This is a genomic window from Bacillus sp. G16, assembly GCF_021282335.1.
Taxonomy (GTDB): Bacteria; Bacillota; Bacilli; order Bacillales; family Bacillaceae; genus Bacillus; species Bacillus inaquosorum.
The window spans coordinates 63,371-77,792 of sequence record NZ_JAJSOZ010000015.1 but is presented as its reverse complement, the minus strand read 5'-3'; the positions used below and the strand labels follow the sequence as shown (position 1 = coordinate 77,792).

The window sequence follows — 14,422 nt, the reverse complement described above, 5'->3', positions numbered from 1 at the left end:
TATATATACAATTTACAATTAGATTTCTTTTGATATTTTTATTGCCAACTTCGGATTGCTCATGATAATCTATCTATGTAAACGGTTACATAAAAGGAGGAGCTGTTTTGGCTACAATTAAAGATGTCGCCGGAGCGGCGGGCGTTTCTGTGGCGACGGTATCCCGTGTCCTGAATGACAACGGCTATGTACATGAAGAAACGCGAACGCGTGTCATAGCGGCGATGGAGAAGCTGAACTATTACCCGAATGAAGTCGCCAGATCTCTTTATAAAAGAGAATCCCGGCTGATCGGGCTTTTGCTCCCGGATATCACAAACCCTTTCTTCCCCCAGCTTGCCCGCGGTGCGGAGGATGAATTGAACCGGGAAGGCTATCGCCTTATTTTCGGCAACAGTGACGAGGAATTAAAAAAAGAACTTGAGTACCTTCAAACCTTTAAACAAAATCATGTCGCTGGCATTATTACCGCAACGAATTACCCGGATCTTGATGAATACAGCGGCATGAATCACCCAGTCGTTTTTCTGGACAGAACACCTGAAGGCGCTCCTTCTGTGTCCAGTGACGGCCATACAGGAGGAAAATTAGCTGCCGAAGCCATCATTCACGGAAGAAGCAAGCGCATTACGCTCTTGAGAGGCCCCGCTCACCTGCCGACCGCTCAAGACCGCTTTAACGGCGCTTTGGAGGTCTTACAGCAGGCCGAAGTTGATTTTCAAGTCATCGAGACGGCTTCATTTTCTTTCAAGGATGCGCAATCGATGGCGAAGGAACTGTTTGCCTCATATCCTGAGACAGATGGTGTGATAGCGAGTAATGATATTCAAGCCGCTGCGGTTTTACATGAAGCATTGCGGCGCGGAAAAAACGTGCCGGAGGATATTCAAATTATCGGATATGATGACATTCCGCAAAGCGAGCTGCTGTTCCCGCCTCTGTCTACAATTAAACAGCCTGCATATGACATGGGCAAAGAAGCAGCCAAACTGCTTTTGCGTATCATCAAAAAACAGCCGCTGACAGAAACGGCGATTCAAATGCCCGTCACCTATATAGGAAGAAAGACGACAAGAAAGGAAGATCATGATGCGTAATATTTGTGTGATTGGAAGCTGTTCTATGGATTTAGTGGTCACCTCGGACAAACGCCCAAAAGCCGGTGAAACAGTACTTGGCACGTCGTTTCAGACTGTGCCGGGCGGTAAAGGAGCAAATCAGGCCGTTGCTGCTGCAAGACTTGGCGCCCACGTGTTTATGGTTGGCAAGGTCGGAGACGATCATTATGGAACAGCCATTTTGGATAATTTAAAAGCAAACGGCGTTCGCACCGATTATATGGAACCGGTTACACATAAAGAAAGCGGAACCGCCCACATTGTGCTTGCTGAAGGTGATAACAGCATTGTCGTCGTCAAAGGTGCGAACGATGACATCATCCCATCTTATGCGATTGACGCGCTTGAACAGATTGAAAAGATCGATATGGTCCTGATTCAGCAGGAAATCCCGGAGGAAACGGTTGATGAGGTGTGCAGATACTGCCATTCTCACGATATCCCGATTATGCTTAACCCGGCACCGGCCCGCCCGCTGAAGCAGGAAACAATTGATCACGCCACCTATCTCACGCCGAATGAACACGAGGCGTCGATCTTATTCCCTAGGCTTACCGTTTCTGAGGCCTTGGCGCTTTACCCGGCGAAGCTCTTTATTACGGAAGGAAAACAAGGCGTCCGCTATTCAGCAGGCAGCAAAGAGCGGCTCATCCCGTCCTTCCCTGTTAAGCCTGTTGATACTACCGGAGCCGGTGATACGTTTAACGCAGCCTTCGCCGTTGCTCTGGCGGAGGGAAAAGACATTGAGGCTGCATTGCGGTTTGCCAACCGTGCCGCTTCCCTTTCTGTCTGTTCCTTCGGCGCCCAAGGCGGAATGCCGACAAGAAAAGAAGTAGAGGAGCTGCTGTCATGAAAAAACACGGTATACTGAACAGCCATCTTGCCAAGCTTTTAGCCGATCTTGGCCACACTGATAAAATTGTCATCGCGGATGCGGGGCTGCCCGTTCCTGACGGCGTTTTGAAAATTGATCTTTCACTGAAGCCGGGTCTCCCGGCTTTCCAGGATACAACAGCAGTGCTCGCAGACGAGATGATCGTCGAAAAAGTCATTGCTGCATCTGAAATAAAAGCTTCTAATCAGGAGAATGCGATATTTCTAGAGAATCTTTTTGCTGAGCAGAAGATTGAATACCTTTCTCACGAAAAATTTAAGCTGCTGACAAAAGAAGCAAAAGCAATTATAAGAACAGGTGAATTCACACCATATGCAAACTGTATCCTGCAGGCGGGTGTGCTTTTCTAGAAAGGAGGATGGGACATGCAGATTGAAATGAAAGACATTTATAAAGCATTCGGAAAAAACCAAGTGCTGTCGGGCGTTTCCTTTCAGCTCGTGCCCGGTGAGGTTCACGCATTAATGGGAGAAAACGGCGCCGGCAAGTCCACGCTTATGAACATTCTGACAGGCCTGCATAAATCGGATAAAGGGCAAATCAGCATAAACGGAAACGAAACGTATTTTCCCAATCCGAAGGAAGCGGAAAAGCATGGAATCGCTTTTATCCATCAAGAATTGAATATCTGGCCGGAAATGACCGTTCTTGAGAATCTATTTATCGGAAAAGAGATATCCTCTAAGCTGGGTGTTCTACAAACGAGAAAAATGAAAGCGCTAGCAAAAGAGCAATTTGACAAACTGTCTGTCTCTCTTTCTCTTGATCAAGAAGCGGGCGAGTGTTCCGTCGGACAGCAGCAAATGATCGAAATCGCAAAAGCGCTCATGACCAATGCTGAGGTAATCATTATGGATGAACCGACAGCAGCGTTGACGGAACGTGAAATCAGCAAGCTATTTGAGGTCATTACAGCGTTAAAAAAGAACGGTGTATCCATTGTATACATTTCGCACCGCATGGAAGAAATTTTTGCGATTTGCGACAGAATCACCATCATGCGTGACGGAAAAACCGTAGACACAACAAACATCTCAGAAACCGATTTTGATGAAGTCGTCAAAAAAATGGTCGGCCGCGAGCTGACTGAACGATATCCGACACGCACTCCTTCTCTCGGCGACAAAATATTCGAGGTGAAAAATGCCTCCGTCAAAGGACGTTTTGAAGATGTCAGCTTTTATGTTCGTTCCGGTGAAATCGTTGGTGTTTCCGGATTGATGGGAGCCGGCCGGACAGAAATCATGAGAGCGCTGTTCGGCGTTGACAGGCTGGACTCGGGTGAGATATGGATCGCGGGAAAAAAGACGTCCATTAAGAACCCGCAGGATGCGGTGAAAAAAGGGATCGGCTTTATCACAGAGAACCGCAAAGATGAAGGGCTGCTGCTCGACACATCAATTCGCGAGAATATTGCTCTGCCCAATTTGTCCAGTTTTTCTCCAAAGGGCCTCATTGATTACAAACGGGAAGCTGAATTTGTCGATCTGTTAATCAAACGCCTGACCATCAAAACGGCATCATCTGAAACGCATGCACGCCATTTATCAGGAGGCAACCAGCAAAAAGTGGTGATTGCCAAGTGGATCGGCATCGGGCCGAAAGTGCTCATCTTGGATGAGCCGACCAGAGGTGTGGATGTTGGCGCCAAACGGGAGATTTATTCGCTGATGAATGAGCTGACAGAACGCGGCGTCGCCATCATTATGGTGTCATCAGAGCTGCCGGAAATTCTCGGAATGAGCGATCGTATTATCGTTGTCCATGAAGGCAGAATCAGCGGAGAAATCGATGCGAAGGAAGCAACACAAGAACGAATTATGACACTTGCCACGGGAGGGCGGTAATATGAAAACGGAACAACTGCAAACAGAACAAAAACGGATCCATTTCGACGGAGTCATGCAAAAGCTCGGCCCGTTTCTCGGTTTATTTATTCTCGTGATCATTGTATCTATTTTAAATCCCAGCTTTCTTGAACCGCTGAATATTTTAAACCTGCTTCGCCAGGTCGCCATTAACGGATTAATCGCGTTCGGCATGACCTTTGTGATTTTAACAGGCGGCATTGATCTTTCTGTCGGCGCTATTCTTGCCCTGTCCAGCGCTTTAGTTGCGGGAATGATTGTATCTGGTGTCGATCCGGTTCTTGCGATTATCCTGGGCTGTATCATTGGTGGCGTACTCGGCATGATCAACGGACTATTGATCACAAAAGGAAAAATGGCGCCCTTTATTGCCACGCTTGCAACCATGACTGTGTTTCGCGGACTGACGCTTGTGTATACAGACGGAAATCCGATTACCGGACTTGGCACAAACTACGCTTTTCAGCTGTTTGGGCGCGGTTACTTTTTAGGCATTCCTGTACCGGCGATTACGATGGTTCTTGCCTTTGTCATCCTTTGGGTGCTTCTTCATAAAACACCGTTCGGACGCCGAACGTACGCAATCGGAGGAAATGAAAAAGCCGCGCTCATTTCAGGCATTAAAGTGACGCGCGTGAAAGTGATGATCTATTCTTTAGCCGGACTTTTATCCGCCCTTGCCGGCGCCATATTGACCTCCCGCCTGCATTCAGCACAGCCGACTGCCGGGGAATCGTACGAACTGGATGCTATCGCAGCGGTCGTCTTAGGCGGAACAAGTCTTTCCGGCGGCCGCGGACGCATTGTCGGCACGTTAATCGGGGTGCTGATCATCGGCACACTTAATAACGGGCTCAACCTGCTTGGCGTCTCATCGTTTTACCAACTGGTTGTCAAAGGGATAGTCATCTTAATTGCGGTACTATTAGACCGCAAGAAGTCAGCATAGGAGGGTTTTTCATATGAAAAAGGCTGTATCCGTCATTTTAACGTTATCATTGTTTTTATTAACTGCCTGTTCGCTTGAGCCTCCCCAATGGGCAAAGCCGTCAAACTCGGGTAACAAAAAGGAATTCACCATCGGCTTGTCCGTCTCAACGCTTAACAATCCCTTTTTTGTCTCATTAAAAAAGGGTATCGAAAAAGAAGCTGAAAAACGGGGAATGAAAGTCATCATTGTCGATGCACAAAATGATTCATCAAAACAGACGAGTGACGTAGAAGACTTAATTCAGCAAGGTGTCGACGCATTGTTAATCAACCCGACTGATTCCTCGGCGATCTCAACGGCAGTAGAATCTGCAAACTCAGTCGGTGTGCCCGTCGTAACAATCGATCGTTCCGCCGAACAAGGAAAAGTTGAAACTCTTGTTGCTTCTGATAATGTCAAAGGCGGCGAAATGGCCGCAGAATTCATTGCTGACAAACTTGGAAAAGGAGCAAAGGTGGCAGAGCTAGAAGGCGTGCCCGGCGCATCTGCCACACGAGAACGCGGCTCAGGATTTCATAACATCGCAGATGAAAAGCTTGACGTTGTCACCAAACAATCAGCTGACTTTGACCGCACCAAAGGCCTGACTGTCATGGAAAACCTGCTGCAGGGACATCCGGATATCCAAGCTGTTTTTGCTCACAATGATGAAATGGCGCTCGGTGCTCTCGAAGCAATTAACAGCTCAGGAAAAGATATTATAGTGATCGGTTTTGACGGCAATAAAGATGCGCTCGCTTCCATTAAAGACGGAAAGCTCTCAGCCACCGTCGCCCAGCAGCCTGAATTGATCGGTAAACTGGCTACAGAAGCAGCCGATGATATTTTGCACGGAAAAAAAGTGAAAAAATCCATATCTGCACCTCTCAAACTAGAAACACAAAAATAATTGCCAAGGATCAGATCTTTATCTGATCCTTTTTTATGTTTAGGAATCTGTGAAAACGTGAATAGGGATATAGAATGAACTATTTCTCTTACGTGAGGAGAGGAACGAAATGAACAAAACAACAAAAATATTATCCACTCTGGCACTTGCAGCCGGAATGACTGCGGCTTCCGCAGGAGGCGCAAGCACGATCCATGCACAGCAGCCAGAAACAACTGTAAGCATTGATGATTTATACAGCTATCCGATTGATTCTTATTTGGTGTCAGCAGAGGCTCTAAATGTCAGAACGAAGGCTTCCGCATCAAGTCATAAAGCCGATACGCTGCACTTGGGCGACAGCTTAAAGCTGATTTCCTTCGCAAACGCTGACTGGGCAAAGGTTCATTATAAAAACGGCAAAACAGGCTTTGTCTCCACTCATTACATTGTAAAAGCTGCTACAACAGTAAAAACCAAAACAAAAACAAAAGTATATACATCCGCTGAAGGTAAAAGCATCAAGACTCTTCCAGCAAACACAAGCGTTTCTTTTTTAGGCTGGAGTAAAACGAAAAAAGGCGGTTTTGATTTTGATTGGGTATTCGTTGATTACGGCGGAGCGACAGGCTATATGAAAACAAAGGATTTACACATGACAAAATAACTGAAAGGGATTCCGTGTCTATGCGGAATCCCTTTTATTATGGATTGATTTGTCACATCCCCACGATATTTCTCAGGAAATATTGTCGTATGCCGTGTCGAAACCATACATGATCATCGACATTTTTGTTCACGTTAAAAAGTGGAGGTGTAAATATGGATCAATTTGAACAAGCATATGAATCGTATAAGGCTCAGCAAACAAACGGCGAACAGCAAGCTGTTCCATCTGGACAAGAAGAAATTATTGCAGTCAGAAGAAATGAGGATGACAATATTATCGCAGTGAAAACGAACACAGGAAGAGAGCTCGACTATCCCACTGCGCTGTCAGAAGCACAAGCGGGAAAACTCGCTCATGTTGATGTCTTCCATAAATACGGGCGTGATATTTTGCGAAGTGAACCGGACGGCATAAAGGAAAACAACCTGTCCGAGCTGCCGGATTTTTGATCATAAAGAAGCCCTGCCGCATGCCGGACAGGGCTTTTCTTTTAAGCGAAAGGCTGCTGGATGTATTCGGCTAACCGTTTTGCACTGAGGGAAATATCCTCTGCAGTTGCATAATTCACGCCATAGAACACATATGGGGGCAGGTATTTCATGCCGATCAGATTGCTCGTGGCCTGAAATGGTTTCAAAAGCTCACTGATCGAGTAATGATTTGCTCCGCCCGCTTGATATTTTTCCGCTTCGCTCCCTGTTGAAACAGCCAGCATCAGCTCCTTGCCATGCAAGGCGTTTCCTTCTGAACCAAAGGCCCAGCCGTAAGTCAGCACAAGATCCTGCCATTTTTTTAAGAGCGGCGGAGAGCTGTACCAATAAAACGGAAATTGAAAGACAATCCGGTCGTATTGCTCACACAGCTGCTGCTCCTTCGCAACATCTATCGCTTCATCCGGGTATTCCTTATAAAGCTCCCGTACTGTGATATTGTCATGTTTACCTAATTCCTCTACCCACGCCTTATTAACAACTGAGGTTTCCATATGAGGATGAACTGCTAAAACCAATATTTTCATCAGACCACACCTTTACCCTTTTGACGTTATTTTATCTAAAATCAGGAAAAGAGCCAAATAAAAAGAAAGCCCTGCACAAAAAGGCTTTCTTTTTTCTTTTATTCAGGGCTTCCTTCAGTTGTTTCGATATCTTTAGCAAAATCAGGGTTATCCAGATTCGCATTAAAGAAATCCGCTGTATTCGGAAGTCTGAGATTCATGTTCATTTTTTGAGAGATCGTAACCGTGCAATCCTCAAGCACATAGTCAAAAACGTGTCCGCCTGAATTGCGTCCTTCGTCAATGAAGTGCAGGTGATAGCCGGAAACGGCGATTCCGTTAGCATAAGCTGGTGTCAGGAAACCTACGATCGTCCCTCTCACGTTGTCGAAGTTGAAAATCGGCTGCGTTTTGACCGCTTCAACCATCGGCACGTAAGGTTTTTCTTGCAGTTCTACCGTTCTTGTCTGCACTTTTTTAAACAATCCGTCAATGCGGATAGCATAAAATAAGTTTTTGCTTGGCAGAATGCTGTTGATTTCTTTTTCAAATTCTTCACGTGTCATTTTCGCATCAATTTTGTGCGTCATGTCCGGTGTAAAGAACGTAAATGAACAGAACGGAGAACGGTCCTCGTTTTGGACCGGTGTGGCAGTTCCGTCTGAACGGAGACGGTAAAATTCGCCGTCAAACCCAATCAGCTCTCCGTCAAGCTTGTTAAAGGTTCCGATACCGAAGTCTCCGTATTTCGGAATCTCTGACAGTTCAAAATCCCCGTCATATACTCCGTCTAATAGAGAAGTCATTGTTGATACTTGATAAATCTGGCTCACAGGCTGATCTTTTTGGCCCCGGCTGAGCACTTGAATGTTGCTTTCGCGTTTCATAATTCCCTTCACTCCTTTTGTTTAGTGCTGTTCATCAAACAGTGTCATGATGCGCAGAGTGCTAGAGAGCTTTCGTTTTCATGAGTTCTCCGAATTCTTTCGGAAGCTTGTCACTTGCTAAATTAATGTTATCACTGTAGTCAACCGGGACATCAATGATAACAGGACCCTCCGCGTTCATACCTTGACGCAGTACATCTGCCAGCTGGTCTGGTGATTCTACGCGCAAGCCAGTTGCTCCGAAGCTTTCCGCATATTTCACGATATCGATATTTCCGAAATCGACCGCAGATGTACGGTTATATTTTTTCAATTGCTGGAATGCAACCATGTCATATGTGCTGTCGTTCCATACAATGTGTACAATTGGTGCTTTTAAACGAACTGCTGTCTCTAATTCCATTGCTGAGAATAAGAAACCGCCGTCACCAGAGACTGATACCACTTTTTCTCCCGGTTTCACCAATGAAACGCCGATTGCCCAAGGAAGTGCAACGCCGAGTGTTTGCATACCGTTGCTAATCATTAATGTTAATGGCTCATAGCTGCGGAAATAACGTGACATCCAAATCGCATGTGAACCGATATCGCAAGTCACTGTAACATGATCATCGACTGCGTTTCGCAATTCTTTAACGATTTCAAGAGGATGCACTCTGTCTGATTTCCAATCTGCAGGCACCTGCTCACCCTCATGCATATATTGTTTTAAATCAGAAAGGATTTTCTGCTCACGTTCAGCAAAGTCCACTTTCACAGCATCGTGTTCAATTTGATTGATCGTAGATGGAATATCACCAATCAATTCAAGTTCCGGCTGGTAGGCATGATCAATGTCAGCCAGGATTTCATCTAAATGGATGATTGTCCGGTCACCATTGACATTCCAGAATTTCGGATCGTATTCAATTGGGTCATAACCGATTGTCAAAACAACATCAGCCTGCTCAATCAGCAAATCGCCAGGCTGGTTCCGGAACAAACCGATACGGCCAAAATACTGATCCTCTAAATCTCTCGTAAGAGTACCGGCAGCTTGATATGTTTCGACGAATGGAAGCTGAACCTTTTTCAAAAGCTTGCGAACCGCTTTAATCGCTTCCGGTCTTCCGCCCTTCATGCCGACTAAAACGACAGGAAGCTTCGCTGTTTGGATTTTTGCAATGGCCGCACTGATTGCAGCATCCGGTGCAGGCCCAAGTTTTGGCGCTTCGACAGCACGCACGCTTTTTGTATTTGTGACTTCATTCACAACATCTTGCGGAAAGCTCACAAAAGCGGCCCCAGCCTGACCTGCTGACGCTATTCTAAATGCATTTGTAACAGCTTCCGGTATATTTTTTACATCTTGAACTTCTACACTGTATTTTGTAATCGGCTGAAATAGAGCCGCATTATCCAAAGATTGATGTGTCCGTTTTAAACGATCTGCACGGATCACGTTCCCAGCAAGCGCTACGACAGGGTCACCTTCAGTGTTTGCTGTCAGCAATCCTGTTGCCAAGTTAGAGGCACCTGGTCCTGATGTGACTAACACGACTCCCGGTTTTCCAGTTAAACGGCCGACGGCTTGCGCCATAAATGCTGCATTTTGTTCATGCCGGGCAACGATAATTTCAGGCCCTTTATCTTGTAAAGCGTCAAAAACCGCATCAATTTTTGCACCTGGAATGCCAAATACATGTGTGACACCTTGCTCCGCTAAGCAATCAACAACAAGCTCCGCCCCTCTGTTTTTCACAAGGGATTTTTGTTCTTTTGTTGCTTTTGTCAACACCCTCACTCCTTATTATGCATTTTAAACATAAAATTTTAAATATTTCTTGTGATATGTTTCACTATACACTCTTTGGAAATTGACCTCCAATATCGATTCGCCTTATGATTAATATGTATTACGAATTATTAACCTAAGGAAAGGAATGCATATTGAATGGAGCTTCGCCATCTTCAATACTTTATCGCAGTAGCCGAAGAGCTTCATTTCGGAAAAGCTGCGCGGCGGCTGAACATGACACAGCCTCCTCTCAGCCAGCAGATCAAACAGCTGGAAGAAGAAGTCGGGGTGACGCTTCTGAAGAGGACAAAACGATTTGTCGAGCTGACCGCGGCCGGCGAAATCTTTTTAAATCACTGCCGGTCAGCTTTGATGCAAATTGGACAAGGAATTGAACTTGCACAGCGGACGGCTCGCGGCGAGCACGGCCACCTTGTCATTGGTTTTGTCGGGTCTGCTACATATGAATTTCTGCCGCCGATCATCCGGGAATACCGTAAAAAATTCCCCTCTGTGAAAATTGAACTGAAAGAAATCACTTCTTACCGGCAGCAGGAGGAGTTGCTCAAGGGAAATATCGATATCGGCATTCTCCATCCGCCGTTAGAGCATCCGGAGCTGCAAATTGAGACAACCCAGAGCAGTCCATGCATCCTCGCTTTACCAAAACAGCATCCGCTTGCATTAAAAGAATCAATCAACATTACAGATTTGGAAAAAGAACCGATCATCACCCTTTCCAAAGAAGCGTGGCCTACGTTATATACCGACTTTATTCAGCTCTGTGAAAACGCAGGTTTTGTGCCAAATATTGTTCAGGAAGCGACAGAATATCAAATGGTAATCGGACTGGTGACAGCGGGCATTGGTATTACCATTGTGCCATCCTCGGCCAGACGGCTGTTTAACCTTGATGTCACGTATCGAAGCGTTGATCATTTTCAGCTCAAAGCAGAATGGATTATCGCGTATAGAAAAGACAGCCAAAACCCTGTACTGGGACAATTTGTGGATATATGCAAATCGTTAAATGAACGGAAATAAAAAAAAGGCGCTCCGTTCACCGGAATCCGCCCGTTTATCGTCAGGATAAAAGATCAAGCTCACTTTTGAGGTAATCAGCTCTTTTTATAATATACTCACATATTACATCCGGCTCACGGTCAAAACGCTCAATATCATTCTTTTTATATGGGTCCATCAGGACAAACGGTCTAATCTGCTCATACATCGCCATTATTTTCGGTTTCATATATTCTATTGTAAAAAGAGATTGGAGCGTTTCTTCTAACAGATGTTTGTAGGACCTGCGAAAATCGGGTTCATCCAATATCCGGGCGGTTAGTGTATTAAATCCTTGAATTCTTACATAATCGGCAGCCATCCGCTCTCCGTGGATATCCCTGCCCCAGGTCGCATCATAATCCCAAGGAATCACCTCAAATAATCCGGTTTCACTGTTTCTGTACAACGCGTAGTTGTGGACAAACCCGTCATAGTTTGAGGTGAACACAATGCCGGCGAGCCAGCGCAAATACTTGTCGATATCCACATGCTTTGTCACTTCTGATTTAAATTGGGCTTTAGGGACAGTATTAATTTTAAAGATCATATCCTGTAAATAAAAATCGTCTTCCTCAGTCCCTGTCTTCTTTTCATATCCATGCTCAAGCGATGTCTTCGTTTCCCTTTCCAAATCGCTCATCAGAGAGAAATTAGCATCATCATCAACCGCGTAAAAAACCGCCCCGTCCGCCAGCTTCCTTTTCGCTAAATAAAATTCGTCGACGGATTCAAGTTCAAGATAAACCCCTTCATTCTTTCCATTCACCTTTAAAAACACAAACTCCGCCTTTGGAGACAGCGTCCCAAGCTCTGAGAAAAAATCCAGGGACAATTTGTTTCTCATCATGGAAGGATCTTTATACTCCGCATTTAAGTGAATCTCTCTTGCGCCGCGGAATGTTTTCGGCTGATAAAAGGAAATATGGTATGACTTCTTTTTGAAGTCTCTGATATGCGATCCCCGGTAAGCGATATCAATATCCAGCCTTTTTTGATTTACCTTCATCACAGCCGGCACAGGATCATCGTCCCATATATCCTTTTTTAATTCACGTAAATCTTTTGGATGAACAAACAGCTGATAAAGCGGCATATTGGATTGGTTCTTCATCCATAATCCCCCTAACAAATTTTAGGCTTTTATTTTTGTGAGATCTCAGCGGAACACTTATACACTTTTAAAAAACGTGCGTACTATGTGGGTAGTAAGGATATTTATCCTTAAAAACATTTTTTAAAAGGAGGATTTCAAATTGGGCCACTATTCCCATTCTGACATCAAAGAAGCGGTGAAATCCGCTAAAAAAGAAGGTTTGAAGGACTATTTATACCAAGAGCCTCATGGAAAAAAGCGCAGCCATAAAAAGTCGTACCGCTCTCACAAAAAATCACGCAGCTTCAAAAAATCGTACTGTTCTCACAAGAAATCACGCAGCCACAAAAAATCATACTGTTCTCATAAGAAATCACGCAGCTATAAGAAATCGTACTGCTCTCACAAGAAATCACGCAGCTTCAAAAAATCGTACTGCTCTCACAAGAAATCACGCAGCTTCAAAAAATCGTACTGCTCTCACAAGAAATCACGCAGCTTCAAAAAATCGTACTGCTCTCACAAAAAATCTCGTAGCTTCAAAAAGTCGTACCGCTCTCACAAAAAATCACGCAGCTTCAAAAAATCGTACTGCTCTCACAAAAAATCTCGTAGCTTCAAAAAGTCGTACCGCTCTCACAAAAAATCACGCAGCTTCAAAAAATCGTACTGCTCTCACAAAAAATCTCGCAGCTACAAAAAGTCTTACTGCTCTCACAAGAAAAGGTCTCGCAGCTTCAAAAAGTCTTTCCACGCACTCAAAAAAACGTATTATTCTCATGAGAAAACATCTCACAAAAAACATTACAAAAAACCGCACCACGACTACTACAAAAAACATGATGATTATCACAGCAAAAAAGAATTCTGGAAAGACGGCAATTGCTGGGTAGTCAAAAAGAAATACAAATAATACCTTTTCCTTACCATAGGCTGCCGACAAATGTACGGAAGCCTATTTTTCATTTTCCCCTGTATTAGATATATGTCATGACATAACATATGCAACCCGCATTATTTGGTTTCCTTGAAACCATTTCGTTATAATCAAGGTATCCTAACGATAAAGGCGGTTTTTGCTATGTACATATTTCAAGCGGATCAGCTTAGTGCCAAAGACACATACAAGCTATTGTCAGGTGCCGTCATCCCCCGCCCCATTGCTTTTGTGACCACACTTTCTTCAGGGGGAACGGTAAATGCTGCGCCTTTCAGTTTTTATAACGTTGTCAGCTCTGATCCTCCGCTTCTCAGTATTTCTGTTAACAGGGCGGGAGGACGCCAAAAAGATACAGCCCGAAACGCATTAGAGAACGGAGAATTTGTTGTCCATGTCAGTGATGAAGCCATCATTGAAGACATCAATGAAACGGCGGCAAGCTTAGGGCCCGACGAAAGCGAACTCACACGGACCTCGCTTCATCCTGTCGAAAGCAAATCTGTTTCAGTTCCCGGCATTAAGGAGGCACGCATTCGTTTTGAATGCACATTAGAGCGGCATATTGCGTTCGACAATGATCAAGGCGTGACGACAGCAGATCTGCTCATCGGCAGAGTTGTCTGCTTCCATCTGGATGAAAAGGTGTATGATGCCGAAAATGGGTATGTTTTGACAGATGAATTAAAGCCAGCCTCAAGATTGGCGGGAAACCACTATGCGAAGCTCGGTGAAGAATTTACGCTGGTTCGTCCCAGCTGAACAAAGGGACTATTTAAATAGAAGAAACTAGTCAAAAAGACCTCGTGATCACAATATGTTGCCTATAAAAAAGAACACCCGGAGAAAGTCCGGGTGTTCTTTTATGAAACATTTTTCCTTTTTCTTCGTATAAAAGGTAGATTAGGAGGGATTGGAATGGCAAACTTTTGGATGTTAATGCTGATCGCTATTACCATCAGCACTGCCTCTCAATTTTATATAAAGAAAAAATTCGGTATTGATAAATCCGGCTGGCGGTATAAGCATGTCAGCAATAGCCACAAATGGATCGAAATCATTTTACTTATTTTATTTGTGTTCTCACTCCCCTTTTTTCCAGTTGAATATATGCTTCTTTTATTTTTTATTGTGATTGACTCACTTCGTATTTTTATGGAATGGAAGTATAGACCTGAAGATAAGCAGTATATGTACCACATGATAGAGGTCTCCCTCATGTTTGCCCTTTTGATTTATATTTGTATCCTCTAGTT

16 protein-coding genes are annotated in these 14,422 nt (G+C 44.6%); 12 read left to right on the top strand and 4 right to left on the bottom strand.

Annotation, left to right across the window (positions count from 1 at the left end; genetic code table 11):
• The first annotated feature begins 107 nt into the window (after nt 1-107).
• From LWH95_RS17050 to LWH95_RS17015, 8 genes are all read left to right on the top strand, one after another.
• The gene (locus LWH95_RS17050; RefSeq protein ID WP_232920042.1) at nt 108-1,097 is read left to right on the top strand and encodes a LacI family DNA-binding transcriptional regulator; all 990 of its coding nucleotides are present in this window, start codon (nt 108-110) and stop codon (nt 1,095-1,097) included.
• Nucleotides 1,090-1,971 carry a ribokinase gene (rbsK, locus tag LWH95_RS17045; RefSeq protein WP_232920047.1) on the top strand — a complete coding sequence of 294 codons (882 nt, stop codon included), beginning with the start codon at nt 1,090-1,092 and terminating at the stop codon, nt 1,969-1,971. The genes LWH95_RS17050 and rbsK overlap by 8 nt, the downstream gene beginning before the upstream one ends.
• Nucleotides 1,968-2,363: a D-ribose pyranase gene (gene rbsD, locus LWH95_RS17040; RefSeq protein WP_232920041.1), complete on the top strand. Its 396-nt coding sequence runs from the start codon at nt 1,968-1,970 to the stop codon at nt 2,361-2,363. The genes rbsK and rbsD overlap by 4 nt, the downstream gene beginning before the upstream one ends.
• 15 nt (nt 2,364-2,378) lie before the next feature.
• Entirely contained in the window at nt 2,379-3,860 is a 1,482-nt protein-coding gene (gene rbsA, locus LWH95_RS17035; protein WP_232920040.1) for a ribose ABC transporter ATP-binding protein RbsA, read from the top strand.
• 1 nt (nt 3,861) lies between these two features.
• A complete protein-coding gene (gene rbsC, locus LWH95_RS17030) occupies nt 3,862-4,830 on the top strand; it encodes a ribose ABC transporter permease RbsC (RefSeq protein WP_003235578.1) in 969 nt (322 codons plus the stop codon).
• A 13-nt stretch (nt 4,831-4,843) separates the two neighbouring features.
• Nucleotides 4,844-5,761 (top strand): ribose ABC transporter substrate-binding protein RbsB, encoded by a 918-nt coding sequence (rbsB, locus tag LWH95_RS17025; RefSeq protein WP_148982472.1) that lies wholly within the window; start codon nt 4,844-4,846, stop codon nt 5,759-5,761.
• A 109-nt stretch (nt 5,762-5,870) separates the two neighbouring features.
• Entirely contained in the window at nt 5,871-6,407 is a 537-nt protein-coding gene (locus LWH95_RS17020; RefSeq protein WP_060399640.1) for an SH3 domain-containing protein, read from the top strand.
• A 155-nt stretch (nt 6,408-6,562) separates the two neighbouring features.
• On the top strand, nt 6,563-6,859 hold the full coding sequence (locus LWH95_RS17015; protein ID WP_060399641.1) for a DUF3892 domain-containing protein: 297 nt from the start codon (nt 6,563-6,565) through the stop codon (nt 6,857-6,859).
• A gap of 41 nt (nt 6,860-6,900) precedes the next feature.
• Here LWH95_RS17015 and LWH95_RS17010 read toward each other — a convergent pair whose 3' ends face one another.
• The 3 genes from LWH95_RS17010 to alsS all read right to left on the bottom strand — a co-directional run bounded on the left by LWH95_RS17010 (nt 6,901) and on the right by alsS (nt 10,068).
• Nucleotides 6,901-7,428, bottom strand: coding sequence for an NAD(P)H-dependent oxidoreductase (locus tag LWH95_RS17010; protein ID WP_060399642.1), 528 nt, complete (start codon nt 7,426-7,428; stop codon nt 6,901-6,903).
• Nucleotides 7,429-7,526: 98 nt separating this feature from the next.
• Entirely contained in the window at nt 7,527-8,294 is a 768-nt protein-coding gene (gene budA, locus LWH95_RS17005; protein WP_232920039.1) for an acetolactate decarboxylase, read from the bottom strand.
• Between the two features lie 61 nt (nt 8,295-8,355).
• Entirely contained in the window at nt 8,356-10,068 is a 1,713-nt protein-coding gene (gene alsS / locus LWH95_RS17000; RefSeq protein WP_232920038.1) for an acetolactate synthase AlsS, read from the bottom strand.
• A 159-nt stretch (nt 10,069-10,227) separates the two neighbouring features.
• Between alsS and alsR the strand changes: the two genes are divergently transcribed.
• Nucleotides 10,228-11,115, top strand: a complete 888-nt coding sequence (gene alsR, locus LWH95_RS16995) for an acetoin biosynthesis transcriptional regulator AlsR (RefSeq protein WP_232920037.1) — start codon at nt 10,228-10,230, stop codon at nt 11,113-11,115.
• 40 nt (nt 11,116-11,155) lie between these two features.
• Here the strand turns inward: alsR and cotH are convergent, their stop codons facing one another.
• Nucleotides 11,156-12,247, bottom strand: a complete 1,092-nt coding sequence (gene cotH, locus LWH95_RS16990; RefSeq protein WP_003235593.1) for a spore coat protein CotH — start codon at nt 12,245-12,247, stop codon at nt 11,156-11,158.
• Between the two features lie 142 nt (nt 12,248-12,389).
• Between cotH and cotG the strand changes: the two genes are divergently transcribed.
• The 3 genes from cotG to LWH95_RS16975 all read left to right on the top strand — a co-directional run bounded on the left by cotG (nt 12,390) and on the right by LWH95_RS16975 (nt 14,420).
• Complete coding sequence (gene cotG, locus LWH95_RS16985) at nt 12,390-13,142, top strand: spore coat protein CotG (protein ID WP_232920036.1); 753 nt, start codon at nt 12,390-12,392, stop codon at nt 13,140-13,142.
• 168 nt (nt 13,143-13,310) lie between these two features.
• Nucleotides 13,311-13,928 (top strand): flavin reductase family protein, encoded by a 618-nt coding sequence (locus LWH95_RS16980; RefSeq protein WP_133485737.1) that lies wholly within the window; start codon nt 13,311-13,313, stop codon nt 13,926-13,928.
• Between the two features lie 156 nt (nt 13,929-14,084).
• Nucleotides 14,085-14,420, top strand: coding sequence for a DUF4181 domain-containing protein (locus LWH95_RS16975; RefSeq protein ID WP_232920035.1), 336 nt, complete (start codon nt 14,085-14,087; stop codon nt 14,418-14,420).
• Nucleotides 14,421-14,422 lie beyond the last annotated feature (2 nt).